At 68.3% G+C, this 25,954-nt stretch carries 18 protein-coding genes; 3 read left to right on the top strand and 15 right to left on the bottom strand.

Features of this window, described 5'->3' with window-relative positions:
• Positions 1–9: 9 nt before the first annotated feature.
• The 3 genes from DFP85_RS07595 to DFP85_RS07585 all read right to left on the bottom strand — a co-directional run bounded on the left by DFP85_RS07595 (position 10) and on the right by DFP85_RS07585 (position 2,259).
• Complete coding sequence (locus DFP85_RS07595) at positions 10–498, bottom strand: regulatory protein RecX (protein ID WP_133635706.1); 489 nt, start codon at positions 496–498, stop codon at positions 10–12.
• Positions 499–501: 3 nt separating this feature from the next.
• A complete protein-coding gene (gene recA / locus DFP85_RS07590) occupies positions 502–1,569 on the bottom strand; it encodes a recombinase RecA (RefSeq protein WP_133635705.1) in 1,068 nt (355 codons plus the stop codon).
• A gap of 177 nt (positions 1,570–1,746) precedes the next feature.
• The gene (locus DFP85_RS07585; protein ID WP_133635704.1) at positions 1,747–2,259 is read right to left on the bottom strand and encodes a CinA family protein; all 513 of its coding nucleotides are present in this window, start codon (positions 2,257–2,259) and stop codon (positions 1,747–1,749) included.
• A gap of 144 nt (positions 2,260–2,403) precedes the next feature.
• Between DFP85_RS07585 and mutS the strand changes: the two genes are divergently transcribed.
• Positions 2,404–4,992 (top strand): DNA mismatch repair protein MutS, encoded by a 2,589-nt coding sequence (gene mutS / locus DFP85_RS07580; RefSeq protein ID WP_133635703.1) that lies wholly within the window; start codon positions 2,404–2,406, stop codon positions 4,990–4,992.
• Positions 4,993–5,155: 163 nt separating this feature from the next.
• A complete protein-coding gene (gene fdxA, locus DFP85_RS07575) occupies positions 5,156–5,479 on the top strand; it encodes a ferredoxin FdxA (RefSeq protein ID WP_133635702.1) in 324 nt (107 codons plus the stop codon).
• A 499-nt stretch (positions 5,480–5,978) separates the two neighbouring features.
• Here the strand turns inward: fdxA and eno are convergent, their stop codons facing one another.
• The 12 genes from eno to pilM form a co-directional block, all read right to left on the bottom strand.
• Positions 5,979–7,271, bottom strand: a complete 1,293-nt coding sequence (gene eno / locus DFP85_RS07570; RefSeq protein ID WP_133635701.1) for a phosphopyruvate hydratase — start codon at positions 7,269–7,271, stop codon at positions 5,979–5,981.
• A 92-nt stretch (positions 7,272–7,363) separates the two neighbouring features.
• Complete coding sequence (kdsA, locus tag DFP85_RS07565) at positions 7,364–8,236, bottom strand: 3-deoxy-8-phosphooctulonate synthase (RefSeq protein WP_133635823.1); 873 nt, start codon at positions 8,234–8,236, stop codon at positions 7,364–7,366.
• A 14-nt stretch (positions 8,237–8,250) separates the two neighbouring features.
• On the bottom strand, positions 8,251–9,906 hold the full coding sequence (locus DFP85_RS07560; RefSeq protein ID WP_133635700.1) for a CTP synthase: 1,656 nt from the start codon (positions 9,904–9,906) through the stop codon (positions 8,251–8,253).
• A 289-nt stretch (positions 9,907–10,195) separates the two neighbouring features.
• Positions 10,196–11,617 (bottom strand): FAD-dependent oxidoreductase, encoded by a 1,422-nt coding sequence (locus DFP85_RS07555; protein ID WP_133635699.1) that lies wholly within the window; start codon positions 11,615–11,617, stop codon positions 10,196–10,198.
• Between the two features lie 50 nt (positions 11,618–11,667).
• On the bottom strand, positions 11,668–16,116 hold the full coding sequence (gltB, locus tag DFP85_RS07550) for a glutamate synthase large subunit (protein ID WP_133635698.1): 4,449 nt from the start codon (positions 16,114–16,116) through the stop codon (positions 11,668–11,670).
• 447 nt (positions 16,117–16,563) lie between these two features.
• Complete coding sequence (gene aroB, locus DFP85_RS07545; RefSeq protein WP_133635697.1) at positions 16,564–17,670, bottom strand: 3-dehydroquinate synthase; 1,107 nt, start codon at positions 17,668–17,670, stop codon at positions 16,564–16,566.
• A gap of 4 nt (positions 17,671–17,674) precedes the next feature.
• Complete coding sequence (gene aroK / locus DFP85_RS07540) at positions 17,675–18,217, bottom strand: shikimate kinase AroK (RefSeq protein ID WP_133635696.1); 543 nt, start codon at positions 18,215–18,217, stop codon at positions 17,675–17,677.
• A complete protein-coding gene (locus tag DFP85_RS07535; protein WP_133635695.1) occupies positions 18,217–20,301 on the bottom strand; it encodes a type IV pilus secretin PilQ in 2,085 nt (694 codons plus the stop codon). The genes aroK and DFP85_RS07535 overlap by 1 nt, the downstream gene beginning before the upstream one ends.
• A 61-nt stretch (positions 20,302–20,362) precedes the next feature.
• On the bottom strand, positions 20,363–20,893 hold the full coding sequence (locus DFP85_RS07530; RefSeq protein ID WP_133635694.1) for a pilus assembly protein PilP: 531 nt from the start codon (positions 20,891–20,893) through the stop codon (positions 20,363–20,365).
• Positions 20,890–21,522, bottom strand: coding sequence for a type IV pilus inner membrane component PilO (locus DFP85_RS07525; RefSeq protein WP_133635693.1), 633 nt, complete (start codon positions 21,520–21,522; stop codon positions 20,890–20,892). Before DFP85_RS07525 ends, DFP85_RS07530 begins: the two co-directional genes overlap by 4 nt.
• A complete protein-coding gene (locus tag DFP85_RS07520; protein WP_133635692.1) occupies positions 21,519–22,079 on the bottom strand; it encodes a PilN domain-containing protein in 561 nt (186 codons plus the stop codon). The genes DFP85_RS07525 and DFP85_RS07520 overlap by 4 nt, the downstream gene beginning before the upstream one ends.
• Positions 22,076–23,137 carry a type IV pilus assembly protein PilM gene (gene pilM / locus DFP85_RS07515; protein WP_133635691.1) on the bottom strand — a complete coding sequence of 354 codons (1,062 nt, stop codon included), beginning with the start codon at positions 23,135–23,137 and terminating at the stop codon, positions 22,076–22,078. The genes DFP85_RS07520 and pilM overlap by 4 nt, the downstream gene beginning before the upstream one ends.
• Before the next feature lie 265 nt (positions 23,138–23,402).
• Between pilM and DFP85_RS07510 the strand changes: the two genes are divergently transcribed.
• Positions 23,403–25,931 (top strand): penicillin-binding protein 1A, encoded by a 2,529-nt coding sequence (locus DFP85_RS07510; protein ID WP_133635690.1) that lies wholly within the window; start codon positions 23,403–23,405, stop codon positions 25,929–25,931.
• Positions 25,932–25,954 lie beyond the last annotated feature (23 nt).

Raw genomic sequence — 25,954 nt, 5'->3', positions numbered from 1 at the left:
CCTGGACGACTACTGATCCGGTGCCGAATCCCAGGCGTGCTCCAGGGCGTGGCGCACCTGGTCGAAGTCGAAGCCGCGTTGGGCCAGGAACCGCTCACGGCGGGCGCGCTCGCGAGGCGACTCGCCAGGGCCCGTGAAGCGCCTCGCGAGGGCCTCGCCGGCCAGGGCGAACCAGTCGCCCTCGCCGGCCTGCTCGCTCTCGGCGAAGGCATGCTGGATCGTCTCCCGGCCGAGGCCGCGTCGCTCGAGCTCGGCACGGATCTTCAGCGGCCCCTGGCCCCGCAGGATGCGTGAGCGCAGGAAGCTCTCGGCGAAGCGCTCGTCAGACTGCAGGCCCTGCTCGGCCAGGTCGTCGAGGCACTCGGCGATTGCTTCGGGCGCATGCCCCTTGGCCGCCAGGCGCTCGGCCAGTTCCCGGCGCGAGTGCTCCCGCCGGGCCAGCAGGCGGATGGCATCGTCACGGGGCGACGACTCGCCGCCGGAGGGCTGCCCCAGCATGGCTTATGACGGGTCGTCGTCGCGGCCGGCCTCGGCGGTGACCGCCTCGTCGACGGCCTCCTCCTTCCTGGGCTCCACCGGCGCGAGCAGCTGGGCGCGGATCTGGCTCTCGATCTCCTCCATCACCGCCGGGTTGTCCTCGAGGAACTGGGCGGCGTTGGCCTTGCCCTGGCCGATCTTGTTGCCCTGGTAGCTGTACCAGGCCCCCGCCTTGTCGATCAGCTTGCACTGCACGCCCAGATCGACCACCTCCCCGGCATGGTAGATCCCCTTGCCGTAGAGGATCTGGAACTCCGCCTGGCGAAACGGCGGCGCGACCTTGTTCTTGACCACCTTGACCCGGGTCTCGTTGCCGGTGACCTCGTCACCCTGCTTGACCGAGCCGGTGCGGCGGATGTCCAGGCGCACGCTGGAGTAGAACTTGAGCGCATTGCCGCCGGTGGTGGTCTCGGGGCTGCCGAACATCACGCCGATCTTCATGCGGATCTGGTTGATGAAGACCACCATGCAGTTGGCGTTCTTGATGTTGCCGGTGATCTTGCGAAGGGCCTGGGACATCAGGCGCGCCTGCAGGCCGACGTGGGAGTCGCCCATCTCGCCCTCGATCTCGGCCCGCGGGGTCAGCGCCGCCACCGAGTCGATGATGATCACGTCGACGCCGCCGGAGCGCACCAGCATGTCGCAGATCTCCAGGGCCTGCTCGCCGGTATCCGGCTGGGAGACCAGCAGGTCGTCGAGGTTGACCCCGAGCTTCTCGGCATAGCTCGGGTCCAGGGCGTGCTCGGCATCGATGAAGGCGCAGGTCTTGCCCTGCTTCTGGGCCTGGGCGATCACCGACAGGGTCAGGGTCGTCTTGCCCGAGGACTCCGGGCCGAAGATCTCGACCACCCGGCCCAGCGGCAGGCCGCCGATCCCCAGGGCGATGTCCAGGCCCAGCGAACCGGTGGAGACCGAGGGCATCACCACGCGCGGGGCGTCGCCCAGGCGCATCACGGTGCCCTTGCCGAACTGGCGGTCGATCTGGGAAAGGGCGGCGTCCAGCGCCTTGGAACGGTTGTCATCCTGAGCCATCACGGGCCTCCTGAATCTGGGGTCTCTGAAATACTGTATGACTGCACAGTAGTATGGCGAAAAATCGCCTGCGCGGCCAGTGCCGATTCGCTGCTGGAAGGGCTATTGTCGCAGGACGATTACAGATAGCCTGCGCGGCTCGGGGCTGACCCGACGCCCCTTGGTGTCTACAGGCGCTCAAGGCTGCTCCAGGCGCCGCACCAGGCCGATCAACGCCTCGCGCACGGCCTGCTCACGCACGGCCGCCCGGTCGCCGGCGAAATGGTGGCACGCCGCCTCGGCCCGTTCGGCATCGCCCCAGGCCAGCCAGACGGTGCCCACCGGCTTGTCGGGACTGCCCCCGCCGGGGCCGGCCACCCCGCTGATCGCCACGCCGAGCGCCGCACCGCTGTCGCGGCAGGCGCCTGCCACCATCGCCTCGACCACGGCACGGCTCACCGCCCCATGCTCGGTCAACAGCGCCGCCGGCACGCCCAGCAGCCGGCTCTTGGCGCCATTGGCATAGGTCACGTAGCCGGTCTCGAACCAGTCCGAACTGCCGGCCACGGCGGTGATGGCGCTGGCCACCCCGCCGCCGGTGCAGGACTCGGCCGCGGTGACCGTGATGCCCTTCTCGCGGCACCGTTCGCCAAGGCGCTCGGCGAGGGCCACGAGGTCGAGCTCGGCCAGGCGGGAGGCGCGGGGGGACATGGCATGACTCCTGGGCATTCGCACCGGCCGAGGCGACGTCGGCCGCGCGTGGGCGATGACTTTTCCGTACAATAACGGCTTTGCCAGCGACATGCATGGCGCATTCGACGCCAGCCATCCGTCAACAGCCAGAGCAGGAACCCGATGTCACAGGCCAGTGCCCAGCATACCCCCATGATGAGCCAGTACCTGAAGATCAAGCGCGAGCACCCCGACGTGCTGCTCTTCTATCGCATGGGCGACTTCTATGAACTGTTCTTCGACGATGCCCGGCGTGCCGCCGCCCTGCTCGACATCACCCTGACCCAGCGCGGCCAGTCCGCGGGCCAGCCGATTCCCATGGCCGGGGTGCCCTACCACAGCGCCGAGGGGTACCTGGCCCGCCTGGTGGCTGCCGGGGAGTCGGTGGCGATCTGCGAGCAGATCGGCGACCCGGCCACCAGCAAGGGACCGGTAGAGCGCCGCGTGGTGCGCATCGTCACCCCGGGCACCCTCTACGACGAGGCGCTGCTCGATGCCCGCCGCGACAACCTGCTGGTCGCCGTGGCCCCGCTCGGCGAGCGCTGGGGGCTGGCCTGGCTGGAGCTCTCCAGCGGCCGCTTCAACGTGCTGGAGGTCGAGGGCGAGGGCGAGATGCTCGCCGAACTCCAGCGCCTCGACCCCGCCGAACTGCTGGTCGCCGAAAGCCTGGCACTTCCGGCCGCGCTGGATGGGCGTCGCGGCCTGCGTCGCCAGAGCGACTGGCTGTTCGACCTCGAGAGCGCGACCCGCACCCTCTGCGACCAGTTCCAGGTCCAGGACCTGCGCGGCTTCGGCTGCGCCCATCTGGAGGCCGCGATCACCGCCGCCGGGGTGCTGGTCGACTATGCCCGGGACACCCAGCGCACGGCCCTGCCCCATGTCACCGCCATCGGCGTGGAGAGCCGCGACGACGCCGTGGTGATCGATGCGGCCAGCCGTCGCAACCTGGAGATCGACGTGAACCTCGGCGGCAGCGCCGATAACACCCTGGCCAGCGTGCTCGACACCACCGCCACGGCCATGGGCTCGCGGCTGCTCAAGCGCTGGCTCAACCGCCCGCTGCGCGACCGCGCCCAGGTCGGCGGCCGCCAGGCGGCGGTGGCGCTGCTCCTCGACGACGAGGGCTTCTTGGCGCTGCGCGAGTCGCTCAAGGCGATCGGCGACGTGGAGCGGATCCTGGCCCGCGTGGCCCTCTATAGCGCACGACCGCGCGACCTGGCGCGGCTACGCGACGCCCTGGTCGCCCTGCCCGACCTCCAGGCCGCCCTCGAGGCCTACGGCGAGGGCAGCACGCTGGACGAGCTTCGCCACCATATCCATCCCTTCCCGGCGCTGGCCGACACCCTGACCCGCGCCCTGGTGGAGAACCCACCGGTGGTGATCCGCGACGGCGGCGTGATCGCCGAGGGCTTCGACGCCGAGCTCGACGAGCACCGAGGCCTCGCCGAGCATGCCGGCGACTACCTGATCCGCCTGGAGACCCGGGAGCGCGAGCGCACCGGCCTGCCCGGCCTCAAGGTGGGCTACAACCGGGTCCACGGCTACTACATCGAGATTCCTCGCGCCCAGGCCCGGGACGCCCCGGTGGACTACGTGCGCCGCCAGACCCTGAAGAACGCCGAGCGCTTCATCATCCCCGAGCTCAAGGAGTTCGAGGACAAGGCGCTCTCGGCGAAGTCCCGCGCCCTGGCCCGCGAGAAGCTGCTCTACGACGGCCTGCTCGACACCTTGAACGCCGAGCTCGCCGCGCTGCAGGGCACCGGGCGGGCACTGGCGGCCCTCGACGTGCTGTGCGCCTTCGCCGAGCGCGCCCGGGCCCTGGAGTTCGTGCGCCCGTCACTGCCCGAGTCGCCGGGCATCGACATCCGCGGCGGCCGCCACCCGGTGGTCGAACAGGTCACCGAGACGCCCTTCGTGCCCAACGACCTGGTGCTGGACGACGCGCGCCGCATGCTGGTCATCACCGGCCCCAACATGGGCGGCAAGTCCACCTACATGCGCCAGGCCGCGCTGATCACCCTGCTCGCCCACACCGGCAGCTTCGTGCCGGCGGATGCGGCCGCCATCGGCCCGGTGGATCGCATCTTCACCCGCATCGGCTCCTCGGACGACCTGGCCGGCGGGCGCTCCACCTTCATGGTGGAAATGACCGAGACCGCCAGCATCCTGCACAACGCCACCGACCACAGCCTGGTGCTGATGGACGAGATCGGCCGCGGCACCAGCACCTTCGACGGCCTCTCGCTGGCCTGGGCCAGCGCCGAGCACCTGACCCGCACCCGCGCCTTCACGCTGTTCGCCACCCACTACTTCGAGATGACGGCGCTGGCCGAGCAGGCCGAGGGGGTGGCCAACGTGCACCTGACGGCCGCGGAGCACCGCGACGGGATCGTCTTCATGCACCGCGTGGAGGACGGCCCGGCCAGCCAGAGCTACGGCCTGCAGGTGGCCCAGCTCGCCGGCGTCCCCCAAGGGGTGATCGCCCGCGCCCGGGAGAAGCTCGCCAGCCTGGAGCAGCAGGAGATCGACCAGGGCAGCCGGCTGCCGGCCGCCGCGACGCGCGAGGGAGAGCAGCCGGCGGCGCCCCGCCAGGCCGACCTCTTTGCCAGCACGCCCCACCCGCTGGTCGATCAGCTGGACCGCCTGGATCCCGACGCACTGTCGCCCCGCCAGGCCCTGGAGTTGCTCTACCGCTGGAAGGAGGCCCTGTGAATGGCCGACAATAGCGCCGAGCCCGGCTTGCGAGATGGCCCTCGCCGCGACTAGAATGGCTCGATCAAATTCCTTAAATTATAAGAATTCTATTTCTTATAACTCATCTAGCATCATCGACTACCGGCCGCGCCCTGCCACGGCCAGAGAATGGGAGACTGGCATGACATTCGTCGTCACCGAGAACTGCATCAAGTGCAAGTACACCGACTGTGTCGAGGTCTGCCCGGTGGACTGCTTCTACGAAGGCCCCAACTTCCTGGTGATCCACCCCGACGAGTGCATCGACTGCGCCCTGTGCGAGCCGGAGTGTCCCGCCGAGGCGATCTTCTCGGAGGATGAGCTGCCGGATGGCCAGGAGGCGTTCATCGAGATCAACGCCGAGCTGGCCGAGGTGTGGCCCAACATCAGCGAGAAGAAGGACCCGCCGGAGGATGCCGAGGAGTGGGACGGCAAGCCGGGCAAGCTGGAGCTGCTCGAGCGCTGAGCCGCTGACGCGGCCAGGACACGACGACGCCGGATGTCGCAAGACATCCGGCGTCGTCGTCTCTGCCCTGAGCGAAGAAGGAGAACACTCGGCAAAAAAGGCGGCCCGCAGGCCGCCCGCTCCCAGCCAGTCCTCGGGCGGCTCCCTCCGCCCGACTCCCGTGATGCCTTCCCTGCCCGGGAACGGCCTCCTGCCGCACCGAGCGCATCACTTGTCGCATCCCGTTGCATCCTGCCGGAAGAGCATCCCCGCTCTCCCACATCCCGAGTGCAGTGTGGCATAGCCGCGGTGCAGCACAACCCCGCCCGGCGCGCGCCGGCGACGCCCATCCCGGCTAGCCCGCTTGCCGCCTGGAAAGCAAACTCCCTTGAAAATCAATGAAATGAAAAGGCCCGGCCCCCTGAGGGGTCGGGCCTGTCCGACGCAGGAATGGCGGATCTCCTCGCCACGCTGTAGGCGATCTCCTACAGCAGGTCACGCAAAAGGCAACGCTGTTCGCTTACTGCCCCTTGATCGCGGCGCGCCCCGGGTAGTCCACCTCGCCGTCCAGCTCCTGCTCGATGACCAGCAGGCGGTTGTACTTGGCGACGCGGTCCGAGCGGCTCAGCGAGCCGGTCTTGATCTGGCCGGCGCAGGTGCCCACGGCGAGGTCGGCGATGGTGGTGTCCTCGGTCTCGCCGGAGCGATGGGAGATCACCGCGGTGAAGCCGGCATCCTGAGCCATGCGGATGGCGTCCAGGGTCTCGGAGAGCGAGCCGATCTGGTTGAACTTGATCAGGATGGAGTTGCCGATCTGCTCGTCGATGCCGCGCTTGAGGATCCGGGTGTTGGTGACGAAGAGGTCATCGCCCACCAGCTGGACCTTGTCGCCCAGTCGCTGGGTCAGCGCCTTCCAGCCGTCCCAGTCGGACTCGTCCATGCCATCCTCGATGGAGACGATCGGGAACTGCTCGCAGAGCTCGCCCAGGTAGTCGACGAAGCCGGTGGCGTCGAAGGCCTTGCCTTCGCCGGAAAGGTCGTACTTGCCGTCCCGGTAGAACTCGGAGGAGGCACAGTCCAGCGCCAGGGTCACGTCCTCGCCCAGGCGGTAGCCGGCGTCTGCCACGGCCTGCTGGATCACCGCCAGGGCCTCGGCATTGGAGTCGAGGTTCGGCGCGAAGCCGCCCTCGTCGCCCACCGAGGTGGCAAGCCCCCGGGCCGAGAGCACCTTCTTCAGGGCATGGAAGATCTCGGCGCCCATGCGCAGGCCCTCGCGGAAGGTCGGCGCGCCCACCGGCTGGACCATGAACTCCTGGATGTCGACGTTGTTGTCGGCATGCTCGCCGCCGTTGAGGATGTTCATCATCGGCACCGGCATCAGGTACTTCCCGGGCTGGCCGTAGAGCTCGGCGATATGCGCGTAGAGCGGCATGCCCTTGGCATTGGCCGCGGCCTTGGCCGCCGCCAGCGACACCGCCAGGATGGCATTGGCACCAAGGTTGGCCTTGTTGTCGGTGCCATCCAGCACCAGCATGGCGTCGTCCAGCCCGCGCTGGTCACGGGCATCCATGCCCACCAGGCGCTCACGGATGGTGGTGTTGACGGCCTCCACGGCCTTCAGCACGCCCTTGCCCAGATAGCGGCTCTTGTCGCCGTCACGCAGCTCCAGCGCCTCGCGGGAGCCGGTGGAGGCCCCGCTGGGCGCACAGGCCACGCCCACGGCACCGCTCTCCAGGCGCACCTCGGCCTGCACGGTAGGGTTGCCGCGGGAGTCGAGCACCTCGAGGGCGCGTATATCGACGATCTTGGTCATCTGTGTCGTCCTTCCATACTGTCAGCGTTGATTGAGTCGATGGGGAAACTGCCGTGCTCTCTCGGCTTGCCAGCGCTGCTCGGTTTACCGGGTTATTCGATTGTTAATGTGGGAAACCCCTTTACCAGCTCGTCGATGGCCTTGAGCTGGGCCAGGAAGGGCTCGAGGCGATCCAGTGGCAGGGCACAGGGGCCGTCGCACTTGGCGTTGTCGGGGTCGGGGTGGGCCTCCAGGAAGAGGCCGGCCAGGCCGACCGCCACCCCGGCACGGGCGAGCTCGGCCACCTGCTGGCGCCGCCCGCCGGCGCTGTCGGCCCGACCCCCGGGGCGCTGCAGGGAGTGGGTGACATCGAAGAAGACGGGATACCCGGTCTGCTTCATGTCGCCGAAGCCGAGCATGTCGACCACCAGGTTGTTGTAGCCGAAGCTGGAGCCACGCTCGCACAGCAGCAGCCGGTCGTTGCCCGCCTCCTCGCACTTGCGAATGATGTGGCGCACCTCGTGGGGGGCAAGGAACTGCGGCTTCTTGATGTTGATCACCGCTCCGGTCTCGGCCATGGCCACCACCAGGTCGGTCTGGCGCGCCAGGAAGGCGGGCAGCTGGATGATATCGGCGACCTCGGCCGCCGGGGCGGCCTGCCAGGGTTCGTGGACGTCGGTGATGATCGGTACGTTGAAGCGCGCCTTCACCTCGGCCAGGATCTCAAGCCCCTTCTCCAGGCCCGGGCCGCGGAAGGAGTGGATGGAGCTGCGGTTGGCCTTGTCGAAGCTCGCCTTGAAGACGTAGGGCATGCCCAGCCGGCCCGTCACCGCCGCGTAGGTCTCGGCGACCTCGAGGGCCAGCTCGCGGGACTCCAGCACGTTCATGCCGCCCAGCAGCATCAGCGGCAACGAATTGCCGGCCTTCAGGCCGGCGACTGATATATGACGCTCCGGGACCTGCCGTTCGGGGGCGGACTCGCTCATCACGGACATGGGCCTCACTCCTGGTGGGAGGACTGGGCACGGATGCGTGCCGCCTTGTGCTCCAGCGCCGCATTGACGAAGCCGGTGAACAGCGGATGGCCGTCACGCGGCGTGGAGGTGAACTCCGGGTGAAACTGGCAGGCGACGTACCAGGGGTGGTCCGGCAGCTCGACCATCTCCACCAGGGAGTTGTCGACGCTCTTGCCGGAGACCACCAGGCCCGCCTGCTCGAGCTCGTCGATGAACTGGTTGTTCACCTCGAAGCGGTGGCGGTGGCGCTCGACGATCTCGTCGCTGCCATAGGCCTCGCGCGCCCGGCTGCCGGCCTTGAGCTGGCAGACCTGGCCGCCCAGGCGCATGGTGCCGCCGAGGTCGGAGGCGGCATCGCGCAGCTCGACCTTGCCCTCGGGGCTCAACCACTCGGTGATCAGGCCCACCACCGGGTGCTGCGTGTCGTGGGTGAACTCGGTGGAGTCGGCATCCGCCCAGCCGGCCACGTTGCGTGCGAACTCGATCACCGCCACCTGCATGCCGAGGCAGATGCCGAGATACGGAATGCCGTTCTCGCGGGCGAAACGTGCGGTGGCGATCTTGCCTTCCACGCCGCGCTCGCCGAAGCCGCCGGGCACCAGGATGGCGTCCTTGCCGGCCAGGCGTTCGGTGCCGTGGCGCTCGATGTCCTCGGAGTCGATATAGTCGACATTGACCTTCACGCGGGTCTGGATACCGGCATGGATCAGCGCCTCGTTCAGGGACTTGTAGGCGTCGAGCAGCTCCATGTACTTGCCGACCATGGCGATGTTGATCGACTTGAGCGGGTTGAGCTTGGCATCGAGCACCTTCACCCACTCGCCGAGATCGGCCTCGTGCGCCTCGAGGCGCAGCTTGTCGCAGACGATATCGTCGAGGCCCTGCTCGTGGAGCATCAGCGGGATGCGATAGATGGTGTCGGCGTCCTGCAGCGGGATGACGGCCCGCTCCTCGACGTTGGTGAACAGCGCGATCTTGCGCCGCTCGCTCTCCTCGAGCTCCACCTCGCTGCGACAGATCAGGATGTCCGGCTGGATGCCGATGGAGCGCAGCTCCTTGACGCTGTGCTGGGTCGGCTTGGTCTTGGTCTCCCCCGCCGTCTTGATATAGGGCACCAGCGTCAGGTGCATGAAGATCGCCCGGCTCGCGCCCAGTTCGCTCCTGATCTGGCGGATCGACTCCAGGAAGGGCAGCGACTCGATGTCGCCCACGGTGCCGCCGATCTCGACCAGCGCCACGTCGAAGCCCTCGCCGCCGGCATAGACGCGGCGCTTGATCTCGTCGGTGATGTGCGGGATCACCTGCACGGTGCCGCCCAGGTAGTCGCCGCGGCGCTCCTTGCGCAGCACGTGCTCGTAGACGCGACCGGTGGTGAAGTTGTTGGCCTGGGTCATCTTCGTGCGGATGAAGCGCTCGTAGTGGCCCAGGTCCAGGTCGGTCTCGGCGCCATCCTCGGTGACGAACACCTCGCCGTGCTGGAAGGGGCTCATGGTGCCCGGATCCACGTTGATGTAGGGATCGAGCTTGAGCATGGTGACCTTGAGGCCGCGCGCCTCGAGAATCGCCGCCAGCGAGGCCGACGCGATGCCCTTGCCGAGTGAGGACACAACGCCGCCGGTCACGAAGATATATCGTGTCATGGAGAACCTGTCGAAACGTGATCGGTAGGCACGGCAGGAAGCCGCGCCAGGATGGGACGACAGACTAGCAGAATACGACCAAAGGCTCAATTTCAGCGCCATGCGGCCATGCGGCCATGCGGCCATGCGACCAAGCGACCAAGCGACCAAGCGACCAAGCGACCAAGCGGAGGTTCAAGTCAAAAGTGGAAAGTAGCTAGAGCCACATCGCCTCTTGCTACTTTTGACTTGCCACTTTTACTGGCTGCTGGCCACGCCCCTTGGCGGCTCGGCGCTTGTGGCTCGGCGCTCACACTCCCAGATAGTCGAGGATGCCCTCGCCGGCCTGGCGGCCCTCGTAGATGGCGGTGACCACCAGGTCGGAGCCGCGCACCATGTCGCCGCCGGCGAAGATCTTCTCGTTGGTGGTCTGGAAGGCATGGGTGCCCCCCTCCTCCGGCGCCTTCACCCGGCCGCGCTCGTCGAGCTCGATGCCCACCGTCTCGAACCAGGGCGCCGGGCTCGGCTGGAAGCCGAAGGCCACCACCACCGCGTCGGCGGGGATGATCTCCTCGGAGCCAGGCACCACTTCCGGGCGCTGCCGGCCGTTCTCGTCGGGCTCGCCCAGCCGGGTGCGCACCACCTTGACACCCTCGACCTTGCCCTCGCCGACCACCGCCACCGGCTGGCGGTTGAACAGGAACTCCACCCCCTCCTCGCGGGCATTGGCCACCTCGCGCTTGGAGCCGGGCATGTTCTCCTCGTCACGGCGATAGGCGCAGGTCACGCTGGTGGCACCCTGGCGGATGGCCGTGCGGTTGCAGTCCATGGCGGTATCGCCGCCGCCCAGCACCACCACGCGCTGGCCCTTCAGCGAGGTGAACTCCCGGGGGTCCTTCTCGAAGCCCAGGCAGTGGTTGACGTTGGCGATCAGGTAGTCGAGGGCCTTGTGCACGCCGGGCAGGTCCTCGCCGGGGAAACCGCCCTCCATGTACTTGTAGGTGCCCATGCCCAGGAAGACGGCGTCGTACTCCTCGAGCAGGCGGTCAAACTCGACGTCCTTGCCTACCTCGACGCCGAGGCGGAACTCCATGCCCATCTCCTCGAACACGGCCCGACGACGCTCCATCACCGTCTTGTCGAGCTTGAACTCGGGGATGCCGAAGGTCAGCAGCCCGCCGATCTCCGGGTACTTGTCGAACACCACCGGCTTGACGCCATTGCGCACCAGGATGTCGGCGCAGCCCAGTCCCGCGGGGCCGGCACCGATCACCGCCACCTTGCGGCCGGTCTGGGTGACGCGGGAGAGGTCCGGACGCCAGCCCATGGCGAAGGCGGTGTCGGTGATGTACTTCTCCACCGAACCGATGGTCACCGCACCGAAGCCGTCGTTGAGGGTACAGTCGCCCTCGCAGAGCCGGTCCTGGGGACAGACCCGCCCGCACACCTCGGGCAAGGAGTTGGTCTTGTGGCACAGCTCCACCGCCTCGAGGATGTTGCCCTCGCTGACCAGCTGCAGCCAGTTGGGGATGTAGTTGTGCACCGGGCACTTCCACTCGCAGTAGGGATTGCCGCAATGCAGGCAGCGATGCGCCTGGCTGGCCGCCTCCTGGGGCTTGAAGGGCTCGTAGATCTCGGCGAACTCCCGCGCGCGGGTGCGGGCGTCCTTCTTCTGCGGGTCCTGGCGGCCCACGTCGATGAACTGGAAATCGTTGCTCAAGCGGTTAGCCATGGTCTCTTCTCCTGGTCTCTGCGTGGCGATATCGTCGTCTCGACAGTCACTTATTCCGGCCGACGCCGGGATTCAGCCAGCAGGCTGCCCAGGCTCGCGGCCTTGGGCTTCACCAGCCAGAAGTGACGGACGAAGTCGCTGAAGTCCTCGAGGATCGCGTGGCCACGCGCGGAGCCGGTCTCGGCCACGTACTCCTCGATGATCTCCCGCAGATGACGCCGATGGGCCTCCATGGCCTCGGTGTTCACCCGGTGGATCTCCACCAGTTCATGGTTGTACTTGTCGACGAAGGTGCGGTCCTCGTCGAGCACATAGGCGAAGCCGCCGGTCATGCCCGCGCCGAAGTTGACGCCCACCTCGCCGAGCACGCAGACCAGGCCACCGGTCATGTACTCGCAGCAGTGGTCGCCGGCGCCCTCGATGACCGCATGGGCACCGGAGTTACGCACCCCGAAGCGCTCACCGGCGGTACCCGCGGCGAACAGCTTGCCGCCGGTGGCGCCGTACAGGCAGGTATTGCCGATGATGGCGGTGCGGTGGCTCTCGAAGGCGCTCCCGGCGGGCGGCACGATCACCACCTTGCCGCCGTTCATGCCCTTGCCGACATAGTCGTTGGCATCGCCCTCCAGGTAGAGGTTGAGGCCGCGGGCGTTCCAGACACCGAAGCTCTGGCCGGCCACGCCGGTGAAGCGCGCGGTGACCGGCGCGTCCTCGAGCCCCGCCTCGCCGTAGCGCTTGGCGATGGCCCCGGAGGTCAGCGCCCCGACGCTGCGGTCGCAGTTGGTGATGGCGAAATCGAACTCACCGCCGGACTTCGCCTCGATGGCATCCGCGAGGGCCTCGAGCACCTCCTGGTTCTTGGCGCCCGGGTCATGGGGGACGTTGCGGCTGACGGCACAGAACTGCGGCGCGTCTTGCGGCACGAAGTCGTTGCCCAGCAGTCCCGTCAGGTCGAGCTTGCGCTGGGAGGCGGTGACGCCCTCCAGCACCTCGAGCAGGTCGGTGCGGCCGATCAGGTCGGTCAACTGACGCACCCCCAGCAGGGCCATCAGCTCGCGCACCTCCTCGGCGATGAAGCGGAAGTAGTGCTTGACCATGTCCACGGTGCCGCGGAAGTGCTCGTCGCGCAGGTACTGCATCTGGGTGGCCACGCCGGTGGCGCAGTTGTTGAGGTGGCAGATGCGCAGGTACTTGCAGCCCAGCGCCACCATCGGCGCGGTGCCGAAGCCGAAGCTCTCGGCGCCGAGGATCGCCGCCTTCACCACGTCGAGGCCGGTCTTCAGGCCGCCATCGGTCTGCAGGCGGATCTTGTCGCGCAGGCCGTTGATGCGCAGCGCCTGGTGCACCTCGGGCAGGCCCAGTTCCCAGGGGCTGCCGGCGTGCTTGATCGAGGTCAGCGGGCTCGCCGCGGTACCGCCGTCGTAGCCGGAGACGGTGATCAGGTCGGCGTAAGCCTTGGCCACGCCGGTGGCGATGGTGCCGATGCCGGGCTCGGAGACCAGCTTCACCGAGACCTGGGCATCGGGATTGACCTGCTTGAGATCGAAGATCAGCTGCGCCAGGTCCTCGATGGAGTAGATGTCGTGGTGCGGCGGCGGCGAGATCAGGGTCACGCCGGGCACCGAGTAGCGCAGCCGGGCGATCAGCTCGTTGACCTTGCCGCCGGGCAGCTGCCCGCCCTCGCCGGGCTTGGCGCCCTGGGCCACCTTGATCTGCAGCACCTCGGCATTGACCAGGTAGGCCGGCGTGACGCCGAAACGCCCGGAGGCGATCTGCTTGATCTTGGAGGAGCGGATGGTGCCGTAGCGGGCCGGGTCCTCGCCCCCCTCGCCGGAGTTGGAGCGCCCGCCGGCCTCGTTCATGGCCTGGGCCAGCGCCTCGTGGGCCTCGGGCGACAGGGCGCCGAGACTCATGCCGGCGCTGTCGAAGCGCGGCAGCAGGTCCTCGACCGCCTCGACCTCCTCCATCGGCAGCGGCTCGGCGGCGGGCCGGAGCCTGAGCAGGTCACGCAGGGTAGCCGGGGAGCGCTCGTTGACCAGCCGGGCAAACTTCTTCCACTTGGCGTAGTCGCCCTCCTGGACCGCCTCCTGCAGCGCCATGACCACATCGGGGTTGTAGGCGTGATACTCGTGGCCGTGGACGTACTTCATCAGGCCGCCCTGGGCGACCCCCTTGCGCGGCGTCCAGGCCTCGCGCCCCAGCAGCTCCTGCTGCAGCTGCAGCTCGCTGAAGCCGGTGCCCTCGATGCGCGAGGCCATACCGGTGAAGCACAGCTCGACCACCTCCGAGGAGAGGCCCACCGCCTCGAACAGCTGCGAACCACGGTAGGAAGCGAGCGTCGAGATGCCCATCTTGGAGAGGATCTTGAACAGCCCCTTCTGCAGGCCCTTGCGGTAGTTCTCCCGGGCATCGGCGGGGTTGCCGACCAGCTCGCCGGTGTGGTGCATGTCGGCCATGACCTGGTAGGCAAGCCACGGGAATACCGCGGTGGCCCCCACCCCGAACAGCACCGCCATCTGGTGGGCGTCCCGGGCATAGCCGGTCTCCACCACGATGTTGCAGCGCGGGCGCAGGGCCAGGCGGCCCAGGTGGTGGTGCACCGCGCCCACCGCCAGCGCCGCATGGATGGGCAGCAGCCCCTTGCCCAGCTCGGTGTCGGAGAGCACCAGGATCACCTTGCCGTCGTTGACCGCCTCCTCGGCCTGGCGGCAGAGCTCATGGATCGCGCCCTTGAGGCCGATCTCCTCGGGATCATAGCCCAGTGACAGGGTGTGGCTGGCGAAGGCCGGATCGTCCTGGTTCACCAGGGCGGCGAACTTGCGCGGCGAGAGGATCGGCGTGGTCAGGATGATGCGATGGGCGTGCTCCGGGGTCGCCTTGAAGACGTTGAGCTCGGCGCCGATGCAAGTCTCCAGCGACATCACGATTGCCTCGCGCAGCGGGTCGATGGCCGGATTGGTGACCTGGGCGAACTTCTGGCGGAAGTAGTCGGTGAGCAGGCGCTGCTTGCCGGAGAGCACCGCCATGGGCGTGTCGTCGCCCATGGAGCCCACGGCCTCCTGGCCGCTCTCGGCCAGCGGGCGCAGCACCTGGTCGCGCTCCTCGAAACTGACCTGGAACATCTTCTGCTGGGTGAGCAGCGCCTCGGGATCCATGTTCTGGAAGCTGGCGAGCTCGGTCAGCGCCGACTCCAGGTACTGGGCCTCCTGCTTCAGCCAGCGCTTGTAGGGATAGGCGGACTTGAGGCGCTCGTCGATGTCCGAGGTATGCAGCACCTCGCCGGTCTCGGTATCCACGGCCAGTATCTGGCCCGGGCCGACACGCCCCTTGGCCACCACGTCCTCGGGCTTGTAGCCGTAGGTACCGATCTCCGAGGCCAGGGTGATGTAGCCATTGCGGGTGATCACCCAGCGGGCCGGGCGCAACCCGTTGCGGTCGAGCATGCAGACCGCCTGGCGACCATCGGTCATTACCACCCCGGCGGGGCCGTCCCAGGGCTCCATGTGCATGGAGTTGTATTCATAGAAGGCGCGCAGATCGCCGTCCATCAGCTCCACGTTCTGCCAGGCCGGCGGCACCATCATGCGCACCGCGCGATGCAGCTCCATGCCCCCGGTGAGCAGCACCTCGAGCATGTTGTCCATGCTCGAGGAGTCCGACCCGGAGGTGTTGACGATCTCGTCGAGCCCGGCGATATCCGGAAGCCGCTCGTTGACGAAGTTCTCCTTGCGCGAGTTGGCCCAGCCCCGGTTGGCCTCCACGGTGTTGATCTCGCCATTATGGGCCAGCAGGCGGAACGGCTGGGCCAGCGGCCAGCGCGGCGCGGTGTTGGTGGAGAAGCGCTGGTGGAAGACGCAGATCGCGGTCTCCAGGCGCTCGTCGCCCAGGTCGGGGTAGAAGGCCGGCAGGTCCACCGGCATCATCAGCCCCTTGTAGGAGACCACCTCGCGGGAGAGCGAGCAGACATAGAAGTCCTCGTCGTCGCGCAACTTCTCCTCGGCGCAGCGCCGCGCCATGAACAGGTCCACATCGAAGTGGCCGGCCTCGTCGTTGCCCGGCTCGACGAACAGCTGGCGAATCCGGGGCAGGCAGTCGAGTGCCATGGGCCCGCAGACGCTGGCATCCACCGGCACGTCGCGCCAGCCGGCCACCCGCAGGCCACGCGCCTCGAGTTCGGCGACCAGGGTCTCGCGGCCACGAGCCTCGCGGGCGTCGTCGTCGGGCAGGAAGACCACACCCACCGCGTAGTGCTCGCCCAGGGCGACGCCCAGCGCCTCGCGGGCCGCCTCGCGCATGAAGGCATCGGGCATCTGCAGCAGCAGCCCGCAGCCATCGCCGGTCTTCCCGTCGGCCGCGATGCCGCCACGGTGGGTCATGCAGGTCAGGGACTCGATGGCCGTCTTGAGCAGGTCGTGACTGGCCTGGCCCTCCATATGGGCGATCAGGCCGAACCCGCAGTTGTCGCGGAACTCGCCGGGCTGGTGAAGACCTCTGTTCATGGGCGTGCCTCGGGTTGAAGGGTTTCTTTGGCAGTCATTACATGCTATTTTAATCGGTTTTGTTTTTTTCATGCCGCCCCCGAATCGGGCGCACGACTGCTCGGCAAAAGGCCGACCAGCATAGCCAGAGCCACCCCCACTGCGCAATATTCCGCCCCGGGCACGCCCCGGAAAACCATCGACAAATCCGCGACTTGCACCAACAACATTCCGAAAAAACCCGCTAACTCAAGGGCTTGCAAGGACCAACCACGCTGCTTCAACGCGCCGGATAACGCACTAGACTTTGGTCTATATTGCCGCCACTCCCCCATGCCGATGCGGCATACGCCATGCAGATGCTTGAGGATGAGGCCGCCGACCACCCTCTCCTCCCTCCTCCAGACATGACGACGCCCGCACGGGGCGGGCGTCGGCGGCACGAAGGAAGGGCGACGCAGGAAGGCGTCAGCGACGAGGAAACGCCTCGAGCAGGTCGGCCAGGGTCTCGGGGGGCGTCGCGTCATGGATGCAGGCCTCGCCCAGGGTGCGCAGCAGGATCAGGCGAAGGCGGCTGTCGAGGTTCTTCTTGTCGAGGCGCATGATGGCGAGGAAGTCCTCCACGCCCATGCTGGCCGGGGCGGCCAGGGGCAGGCCCGCGGCCTCGATGATCGCCCGGGTACGCGCCACCTCCGCGTCGCTCAGCCAGCCCAGTTGTCGGGAGAGCTCGGCCGCCATCAGCATGCCGGTGCCCACGGCCTCGCCATGCAGCCAGTTGCCGTAGCCCTGGTGGGCCTCGATGGCATGACCGAAGGTATGCCCCAGGTTGAGCAGCGCCCTCACCCCCTGCTCGGTCTCGTCCTCGGCAACGATCTCGGCCTTGAGCGCACAGCTGCGCTCGATGGCCCGGGTCAGGGCGGCGGCGTCGAGGCCGCGCAGCGCCTCCATCTCCGCTTCCAGCCAGGCCAGGAAGTCGGCATCGCGGATCAGGCCGTACTTGATCACCTCGGCGAGCCCCGCGGAGAGCTCCCGCGGCGGCAGCGTCGCCAGGGTGTCGGTATCCACCAGCACCGCCCGCGGCTGCCAGAAGGCGCCGATCATGTTCTTGCCCCGCGGGTGGTTGACCCCCGTCTTGCCGCCCACCGAGGAGTCGACCTGGGCGAGCAGCGTGGTCGGCACCTGCACGAAGGCCACGCCGCGCTGGTAGCAGGCCGCGGCGAAGCCGACCATGTCGCCGATCACCCCGCCGCCCAGGGCGATGAGGGTGCAGCGACGATTGAAGCCGGCCGCCAATAGGGCATCCCAGATCCGCTCGACGCTGGCCAGCGTCTTGGTGGCCTCGCCGTCCGACAGGACCAGCTCGCGCACGTCGAGGTCATCGCCAAGCCCCTGCCGGAGGCGTTCCAGATAGAGCGGCGCCACCGTCTCGTTGGTCACCACCATGACCTGACGCCCCGCCAGGTGGGGGGCCAACCAGCGGGGATCGCCCAGCAGCCCGGGACCGATGTGGATGGGATAGCTGCGGCTGCCCAGCGCCACCTCGAGGGTGCTGGGGGCATTGCGGGAATCGCTCATGGCGTCAGGCCTTGCATTGCAGGGGATCGACCAGGCGCGTGACGCGCCGCACGATCTCGTTGACCACGGCACGCGGGCCGCGCCGGTCGGTGCGTACCACCACATCGGCGGTGGCACGGTAGAGGGGGTCACGCAGCGCGAACATCTCGCGCAGCAGCTGCTCGCGGTCGCCGCGCTGCAGCAGCGGGCGGTTGCGGTCCTTGGCGGTGCGCCTGAGCTGCTGCTCCACGGTGGTGAGCAGGTAGATGACGGTACCGCTCTCGCGCAGCACCCGGCGGTTCTCCTCGCGCAGCACGGCACCGCCACCGGTGGCGATGACCACGCCCTCGTGGCGGGTCAGCTCGCGGATCATCTGGGTCTCGCGGTCGCGGAAGCCCGACTCGCCCTCGACGTCGAAGATCCACGGGATGTCCGCGCCACAGCGCGCCTGGATCTCGTGGTCGCTGTCGTAGAACTCGCGTGACAGTTCGGCCGCCAGTAGGCGGCCGATGGTGCTCTTGCCGGCCCCCATGGGGCCGATCAGTATCAGGTTGGGAAGTGCCTGCATCAGCGAATGGCCAGGTTGTCGTCCAGTATTCGGGGCGTGATGAATACCAGCAACTCTACCTTATCATTGGTGTCCTCGGTATAGCGGAAGAGGTTCCCCAGCACCGGCACGTCGCCCAGGAAGGGAGTCTTGAACAGGCTGCGCACCTCCTCGGTGGTGAGGATCCCGCCCAGCACCACGGTCTCGCCGTTGTCCACCAGCACCTGGGTCTCGATCTCGTTAGTGTCGATGGAGGGCACGCCGTTGAAGAGCTCCCCTACCGTGTCGTTGTTGATCACCAGGTCCATGATGATGCGGTTGTCCGGGGTGATCTGCGGCGTGACCTCCAGCGCCAGCACCGCCTCCTCGAACTCGACGTTGGTGGCACCACTGGAGGTCCCCTCCTGGTAGGGGATCTGGGTACCCTGCTTGATCACCGCGGTGCGCTGGTTGGCGGTAATCACCCGCGGCTGGGAGATGGTCTGGCTCTTGCCCTCGCTCTCCAGGGCACGCAGCTCCAGGTCGAGCAGGATATCGCCGGAGAGATAGCCGAAGCTGAAGGCGGTGTTCACCACATCGGAGCTGCCCATATCCACCGCCAGGCCGCCGTTTTCTGCAATGCCGTCGGACGCCCCCTGAGCATTGAGGCCATTGGGCGTCCCGCCGCCACCAGGCAAGCCAATTTCATTATTGGAAAGCCCCCAGTTCACCCCGAGTTCGCGGGTGGCGCTGTCCCGGGCGATGACGATGCGCGCCTCGATCTGCACCTGGCGCACGGCGATATCCAGGCGCTCCAGGGTGGCCAGGATGGCATCGATCTGGTCGGCGGTATCCTGCACCAGCAGGGTATTGGTGCGGGGGTCGACGGCCACCCGGCCGCGCTCGGTCAGCAGGCCGAAGCCGCTCTCGCCACGCAGCAGGCGGGCCATGTCATCGGCCTTGGCATACTTCACCTGGATGTATTCGGTCTCCAGCGGGGCCAGCGTCTCGAGCTGCTCGCGGGATTCCAGCTCCTGGCGCTCCAGATTGGCCAGTTCGCTGGCCGGGGCCACCACGATGACGTTGCCCTGCTGGCGGCTCGCCAGGCCGTGGCTCTTGAGCACCAGGTCAAGGGCCTGGTCCCAGGGCACGTCCTGCAGGTTGAGGGTGACGCGGCCGGTCACGCTGTCGCTGGCCACCAGGTTGAGGCCGGTGAAGTCGGCGATGATCGCCAGCACCGAGCGCACCTCGATATCCTGGAAGTTCAGCGTGATGCGCTCGCCGGTGTAGGGGAACTGCTCGCGGACGCGCTCCTCGCGCTCCTCCCGGGTGACCGGCTGGGCCTCGATGGTCAGCTGGCGGCCGCTCTGGGTGGAGACCATGGCGAAGTCGCCGCTGCCCTCGATGTCCAGGGTGACGCCATCGCGCCCCACCCTCGGCGTGACACGGTCGAGCGGCGTGCCAAAGTCGCTGACGTCGTAGACCTGGTCCAGGGAGGCCGGCAGCTCGACCCCGCGCAGCTCGGCGACGATGCGGTTGCGTCCGCTCTCGCGCACCCGGGCATCCACCCCGGTGCGGTCGAAGGTCACCACCAGTCGCCCGGCCCCGCCGTCGCCGCGGCGGAAGTCGATGTCCTGGATGCTCGGCTCATCGTAGGCCGAAGCGGTGTCGCGGCTCGGGCTCGCCGGGGCGGCGGTAGCAGAGGAGGCCGTGGTCGAGGCGGTCATGGCCGCCGGCGGCTGGCCAGCCCCGCCGCCGATGGAGAGACGCAGGCGGTCGCCCTGCTGACGGGTATCGTAGGGCAGGGGGCCCTCGAGCTCGAAGACCAGGCGCGTGCGCGAACCGGCCTCCAGGGCCGTGACCCGCTCGACCCCGCCGATGCCGAGCTCCTCGCGGCGGCGCTCCAGGGCGCTGTCGGTCTCCATCAGGTCGATGGTCAGCCGGGCCGGGTCGTCGAGGCGATAGCCGCGCACCTCGGGTACCGGGCCCCGGAAGTCGAGATCGACTTCCAGCGCCCCGTCACTGCCCTGGCGGAACGCCAGGTCGGTGAGAGTGGAGGCCGCCGTGGCGGCCGCGGAGACCGCCAGCAGTGCCACGATTGCGAGACCACGAATCATCGGTTGCATTGTTCCCTTTCCCCCTGCTGGCCTCTGCCGCCTACAGCCCGGCGGCATGGCGTCATGTTGTCTAGTCGTCGAGTGTCAGCCGGGTGCTGCGCTCGGTCCAGCCGCCCCGTCCGGTGGGCACGATCTCCACCAGCTGGACCGAGGCCCCGGTGATACTGACGATGCGCCCGAAGTCGGACCCCAGATGGTTGCCGGTGCGCAGGCGGTGCACCTGACCGTCCGGCGCTTGGACCAGGGCCGAGGGCTGACCGCCCACCGTGAGGGTGCCCACCAGCTCGAGCTGGCTCAGGTCATAGGCCTCCAGCGGCTCCTTGGGGCGCGACTCATCCGGTGACAGGTCACTGTCGGCCCCGCCGCCGGGCAGCTCCTCGGGTTCCGGCAGGCGGGCCTGGAAGGGACTGCGCTCGTCGGCGAAGTCATAGTCCACCGAGGTGTAGGTCGGCATGGGCGGTACCGGCTCCAGGTCCACCTGGCCGGGGTCGACCCGCATCGCCTCCAGTTCCCGCTCGAGGCCGGGCAAGTCCGCGTCGCGGCAGGCGCCCAGGGTCAGCAGCAGTGCCATCAGGGCGCCTCTGGTCAGCCAGTGCGTCATGGCGTTCCCTCCTCGGCGGTGACCTGGGGCGGGCGATAGCTGTAGGTCTTGGCCAGCATCGAGAGCTGCAAGCGGTTGCCGCCGTCGACCGGCTCCAGGCTGAAGTCGTGCTGGGTGACGATGCGTGGCAGGTCGGCGACGCCGGCGATGAAGGAGCCGATGCGGTGGTAGTCGCCCCTCACCCGGATATCGAAGGGACGCTCGGTGTAGAATTCCTGCAGCGCCGGGCTGCGCAGGCGAATGAAGTCGATGGAGAGCTGGTTGTCCAGCGCCGTCTCGCTGATGTCGTCGATCAGCGACGGGATCTCGGGGCCGCCCGGGAGCATGGCCACCAGTGCCGACAGGCGCTGGTCGAGCTCCTCGACCTGCTCCCGCAGTGCCGGCAGGTTGGCCGCCTGGGCCGACTTGCTGCGGTAGTCGCGCAGCAGGCGCTGCTCCTCGCGCTGGGCCTGCTCGAGCTCCTCGACCTTGGGCGCGGCGAGGTACCAGTACATGCCGGCGAGGGTCAGGCCCAGCACCAGCACGCAGCAGATCAGCTGCAGCAGGAAGGGCCAGCCGCCGGACTCCTTGATGTCCAGCTCCCCCCAGTCCATGTCGCGCAGTCGACGAACTTCCGTGGACAGATTCATGGCGCCTCCGTGCCTTCCGCGTCGGGCATCTGCTGGTTCACGCTGAGGTTGAAGCGGCGCATCTCGCCGTCGGTGGACTCCACCTCCGAGAGCACCGGCACGTCGAAGACCGGAGAGGCCTCCAGCTGGCGCAGCTGGTCTGAGACCCGCCGATTGTCCTCGGCCAGGCCGGCGAGCCGCAGCTGGCTGCCCTGGCGGTTGAGCCCCGAGTAGTAGACGCCCTCCTCCAGGCTCGCCGCCAGGGCATTGAGGACATGGACCGTCTGTGGACGCCCCATCTGCAGCTGCTCGAAGACCTCGATCTGGCGCTTCAGCGAGGCGACCTGCTCCTCGTACTGGCTCACCGCGCGGATATCGCGATCCAGCTCGGCGGTGCGGGCACTGATCAGCTGATGGCGCTGCTGCTGGTCGGCCAGCCGCTGCTCGTAGTACCAGGTCATGCCGTAGCCGCCGCCGAGGCCGATCACTGCCATCAGCGCCAGCGCCAGGTAGAAGCGTTTGCTGCGCCGGGCACGCACTTCCTCCCGCCAGGGGAGCAGGTTGATCTCGATGGTCATTTGCCTACCCTCATCGCCAGGCCGCAGGCCGTGAGCATGGCCGGCGCATCACCGGCCAGGGTCGGGACGTCGATGCGGGGGTTCACCTTCATGCGCCGGAAGGGGTTGGCGATCACCACCTCCATGCCGCTCTCCTCGGCCAGGCGCTCGGCCAGCCCCGGGAGCACGCTGGTGCCGCCGGTCAGGATCATCCGCCGCACCTCCTGCTTGCGCCCGGCGGTATAGTAGAGCTGCAGCGAGCGGCCCACCTGCTGGACCAGGGTGTCGAGGAAGGGGTCGAGCACGCTGCGCTGGTAGTCATCGGGCAGGCCGCCGCGCTTCTTGGCCAGGCCCGCCTCCTCGAGGCTCAGCCCGTAGCGGTTGCGGATCTCGTCGGTCAGCTGGCGGCCACCGAACACGGTGTCGCGGCTGTAAGTGACGCGCCCCTCGCGCAGCACATGGAAGGCGTTCATGGTGGCGCCGATATCCACCAGGGCCACGCACTCCTGCTCGCCCTCGTCCGCGGGCAGCTGGTGGCGAAGCTCCTGGAAGGCGCGCTCCATGGCGAAGGTCTCGACGTCCACGGCCGCCGGGGTCAGCCCGGCCTGCAGCACGGCCTCGGTCAGCTGGTTGACGTCCTGCTGGCGGCAGGCGACCAGCAGCACGTCCTGCTGGTCGCCGTAGCGCGAGTTGAGCCCCAGCCGCTGGAAGTCGAAGGCGACCTCGCTGAACGGAAACGGGATGTGCTTGTCTGACTCGAGCTGGATGCGCGCCTCGATCTCGTCGTCATCGAGCGAGGCGGGCAGGGTGAGGGTCTTGGTGATGGCGGCGCTGGCCGGCACGGCCACCGCGGCGTTGCGCGAGCCCGGCCGGGCATGGTCCACGGCACGCTTCAGGGCGTCCACCACGGCCGACATGTCGCGGATCCGTCGCTCGATCACGGCGCCCTCGCGCAGGGGCCGGACGGCGTAGCTTTCGACCTGGTAGTGGCTACCAGCGCGCTTGAGTTCGATGACCTTGACGGTTGCCGAGGTGATGTCGACACCGACCAGTCCCTTGCCGGATGCTCTCAGTCGCATCTTGAGTCATGCCCCTGCCTGATCCATGCGGCGTGCCGCTCATTATGATTATCCACTCCGAACCGGGGCGGAACAGATGAAACTCATCATACCCGATCCGTAATCGAAGGTTACATGATATTTCCGGATCTCACACGAATGACGGTGTCGCCAGGCGTCAACGCTGGTGACCACCCCCTCGGCTTCCTATAATGGCCGCCGCAAGGGGAGGCCACGCTCATCGCCACCACTCCGCCCCCGTTCCCAGCATGGATACCGCGTTTTCATGAAGTTACTCAGAACCCTGGTTGTCTCCGTCCTCTGGCTGCTGGTCTCGCTCTCCGCCGCCGGAGTACTGGGCGTGGTGGGTGCCGCGCTCTACTTCGCCCCCGGCCTGCCCGATGTGCGCCAGTTGCAGGACTTCGAGCTGCAGACCCCGCTGCGCATCTTCACCCGCGACGGCAAGCTGATCGGCGAGTTCGGCGAGGAGCGCCGCACGCCGGTGGAGTATGAGGAGATCCCCCAGGCGCTCATCGGGGCCCTGCTGGCCGCCGAGGATGCCACCTACTTCGACCACCGCGGCGTCGATCCCAAGGGCCTGGCGCGTGCCGCCGTGGAACTGGTGGCCAGCGGCGGCGACATCCAGTCCGGGGGTTCGACCATCACCATGCAGGTGGCGCGCAACTACCTGCTCACCCTGGATCGGACCTTCACCCGCAAGATCCGCGAGATCCTGCTGGCGCTGCAGATGGAGCAGATCCTCTCCAAGGAGGAGATCCTCGAGCTCTACGTCAACAAGATCTACCTGGGCAACCGCGCCTACGGCATCGCCGCCGCCGCGGAGGTCTACTATGACCGGCCGCTGGCCGAGCTGACCCTGGCCGAGACGGCCATGATCGCCGGCCTGCCCAAGGCGCCTTCCGCCTTCAATCCGCTGGCCAACGCCGAACGGGCGCTGATCCGCCGCAACTGGATCCTGTTCCGCATGCGGGAGCTGGAGATCATCGACCAGGCGGCCTACGAGGAAGCCGTGCAGGCCCCGGTCACCGCAAGCCGCCACCTCGCCCAGCTGGAAGTGGAGGCCGATTACGTCGCCGAGATGGCCCGGCAGTTCGCGGTGGAGCGCTACGGCGACCAGGCCTACACCGGGGGATATCGCATCCATACCACCCTGGACAGCGAGCTCCAGCCGCTGGCGGGCCAGGCCCTGGCCGGCGGCCTGATCACCTATGACACCCGGCACGGCTGGCGCGGGCCCGAACAGACCGACATCCCGCGCAGCCTGGCCGAGGCCCAGGAGCAGACCGGACGCGAGGGCCTGGAGGAGGAGCTCGCCGAGTCGCCCGAGATCATGCAGACCGCCCGGCGCGCCGCCGAGCGCAGCCAGACCGAGGTCGAGGGCATCGAGGGCGACGTCAGCAACTGGCTGCAGGTGCTCGAGCGCACCCCGGCCTACGGCCCCCTGAAGCCGGCCATCGTGGTGGAAAGCGAGGGCCGCGAGATGCGGGTGCTGGCCCGCGGCGGCGAGCTGCACTCCCTCGACTGGGCCGGCCTGGAGTGGGCGCGCCCCTATCGCAGCGCCAGGAGCCGGGGCGCCGCCCCGGGCTCGGCGAGCGAGATCGCCAGCAGCGGCGACCTGGTGCGCATCCTGCAGCGGGAGGACGGCAGCTGGCGCCTCTCCCAGCGCCCCGACGCCGAGGGCTCGCTGGTGGCGATGGCCCCCGACACCGGGGCCATCCTGGCCCTGCAGGGTGGCTTCGACTTCGATGCCAGCAAGTTCAACCGCGCCACCCAGGCCCGTCGCCAGTCCGGCTCGATCTTCAAGCCCTTCGTCTACCTGGCGGCGCTGGACAGCGGCGAGATGAACCCCGCCAGCGTGGTCAACGATGCCCCGGTGGTGATGCAGGACGGTAGCGACGAGCTGTGGCGCCCGGCGAACTCCAGCGGCGACTTCCTCGGCCCGATCCGGCTGCGCGATGCCCTGGCCCGCTCGCGCAACCTGGTCACCATCCGCGTGCTGCAGTCCCTGGGGCTGGATCGCACCATCGAGTTCCTGCAGGGCTTCGGCTTCGCCGCCGACCAGCTGCCGCGCGGCCTCTCCCTGGCCCTCGGCAGCGCGAGCCTCACCCCGCTGGAGATGACCAACGCCTATGCGGTGCTGGCCAACGGCGGCTTCCAGGTGTCGCCCTGGTTCATCGAGCGGGTGACCCGCGGCGATGACACTACCGTCGTCGAGGAGGCCAGCCCGCGCGTCGCCTGTCGCGACTGCCGCGATGGCCAGCAGACCGTCGAGCGCGACGGCGAGACCTTCGAGGTCGCTCCCCGGGTCGCCGACCCCGCCGCCGTCTACATCCTGCGCGACATGCTGCGCGACGTGGTCGAGCGCGGCACCGCGCGCAAGGCCCTGGAGCTCGGCCGCAGCGACATCGTCGGCAAGACCGGCACCACCAACGACCAGCGCGATGCCTGGTTCGCCGGCTTCAACAGCGACCTGGTGACCACCGCCTGGGTGGGCAAGGACGACAACTCCTCCACCGCCGAGTACGGCGCCCAGGCCGCCCTGCCGATCTGGATGGACTTCATGGGCCAGGCCCTGGAGGGCCAGCCCGAGCGCTGGCCCGAGCGGCCGGAGCAGGTGGTCACCGAGCGGGTCGACCCCGACACCGGCCGCCTGCTGCGTGAGGGACAGGGCGGCGGCATCGAGGAGCTGTTCATGGCCGACCACCTGCCGGACTTCCAGCCGCGTCGCGTCGAGCGTGAGGTCGAGCGCGAGAGCGGCTCCCAGGGCACCGGCGCCTACGAGGCCATCTTCTAGGCCGACACCCGACTCCTGCACCG

It is taken from the genome of Halomonas ventosae (assembly GCF_004363555.1).
In the GTDB taxonomy this organism is placed as follows: Bacteria; Pseudomonadota; Gammaproteobacteria; order Pseudomonadales; family Halomonadaceae; genus Halomonas; species Halomonas ventosae.
The sequence above is the reverse complement of the archived record's forward strand: the minus strand, read 5'-3'. Positions and strand labels throughout refer to the sequence as shown.

What these genes read in the sequence shown, in the direction of transcription:
- DFP85_RS07530 (WP_133635694.1), bottom strand. Translation starts at nt 20,893, where the DNA reads ATGACGCACTGGCTGACCAGAGGCGCCCTGATGGCACTGCTGCTGACC.
- DFP85_RS07595 (WP_133635706.1), bottom strand. Translation starts at nt 498, where the DNA reads ATGCTGGGGCAGCCCTCCGGCGGCGAGTCGTCGCCCCGTGACGATGCC.
- DFP85_RS07585 (WP_133635704.1), bottom strand. Translation starts at nt 2,259, where the DNA reads ATGTCCCCCCGCGCCTCCCGCCTGGCCGAGCTCGACCTCGTGGCCCTC.
- kdsA (WP_133635823.1), bottom strand. Translation starts at nt 8,236, where the DNA reads ATGAGCGAGTCCGCCCCCGAACGGCAGGTCCCGGAGCGTCATATATCA.
- DFP85_RS07555 (WP_133635699.1), bottom strand. Translation starts at nt 11,617, where the DNA reads ATGGCTAACCGCTTGAGCAACGATTTCCAGTTCATCGACGTGGGCCGC.
- mutS (WP_133635703.1), top strand. Translation starts at nt 2,404, where the DNA reads ATGTCACAGGCCAGTGCCCAGCATACCCCCATGATGAGCCAGTACCTG.
- fdxA (WP_133635702.1), top strand. Translation starts at nt 5,156, where the DNA reads ATGACATTCGTCGTCACCGAGAACTGCATCAAGTGCAAGTACACCGAC.
- DFP85_RS07520 (WP_133635692.1), bottom strand. Translation starts at nt 22,079, where the DNA reads ATGACCATCGAGATCAACCTGCTCCCCTGGCGGGAGGAAGTGCGTGCC.
- gltB (WP_133635698.1), bottom strand. Translation starts at nt 16,116, where the DNA reads ATGAACAGAGGTCTTCACCAGCCCGGCGAGTTCCGCGACAACTGCGGG.
- DFP85_RS07525 (WP_133635693.1), bottom strand. Translation starts at nt 21,522, where the DNA reads ATGAATCTGTCCACGGAAGTTCGTCGACTGCGCGACATGGACTGGGGG.
- DFP85_RS07510 (WP_133635690.1), top strand. Translation starts at nt 23,403, where the DNA reads ATGAAGTTACTCAGAACCCTGGTTGTCTCCGTCCTCTGGCTGCTGGTC.
- eno (WP_133635701.1), bottom strand. Translation starts at nt 7,271, where the DNA reads ATGACCAAGATCGTCGATATACGCGCCCTCGAGGTGCTCGACTCCCGC.
- pilM (WP_133635691.1), bottom strand. Translation starts at nt 23,137, where the DNA reads ATGCGACTGAGAGCATCCGGCAAGGGACTGGTCGGTGTCGACATCACC.
- aroB (WP_133635697.1), bottom strand. Translation starts at nt 17,670, where the DNA reads ATGAGCGATTCCCGCAATGCCCCCAGCACCCTCGAGGTGGCGCTGGGC.
- recA (WP_133635705.1), bottom strand. Translation starts at nt 1,569, where the DNA reads ATGGCTCAGGATGACAACCGTTCCAAGGCGCTGGACGCCGCCCTTTCC.
- aroK (WP_133635696.1), bottom strand. Translation starts at nt 18,217, where the DNA reads ATGCAGGCACTTCCCAACCTGATACTGATCGGCCCCATGGGGGCCGGC.
- DFP85_RS07560 (WP_133635700.1), bottom strand. Translation starts at nt 9,906, where the DNA reads ATGACACGATATATCTTCGTGACCGGCGGCGTTGTGTCCTCACTCGGC.
- DFP85_RS07535 (WP_133635695.1), bottom strand. Translation starts at nt 20,301, where the DNA reads ATGCAACCGATGATTCGTGGTCTCGCAATCGTGGCACTGCTGGCGGTC.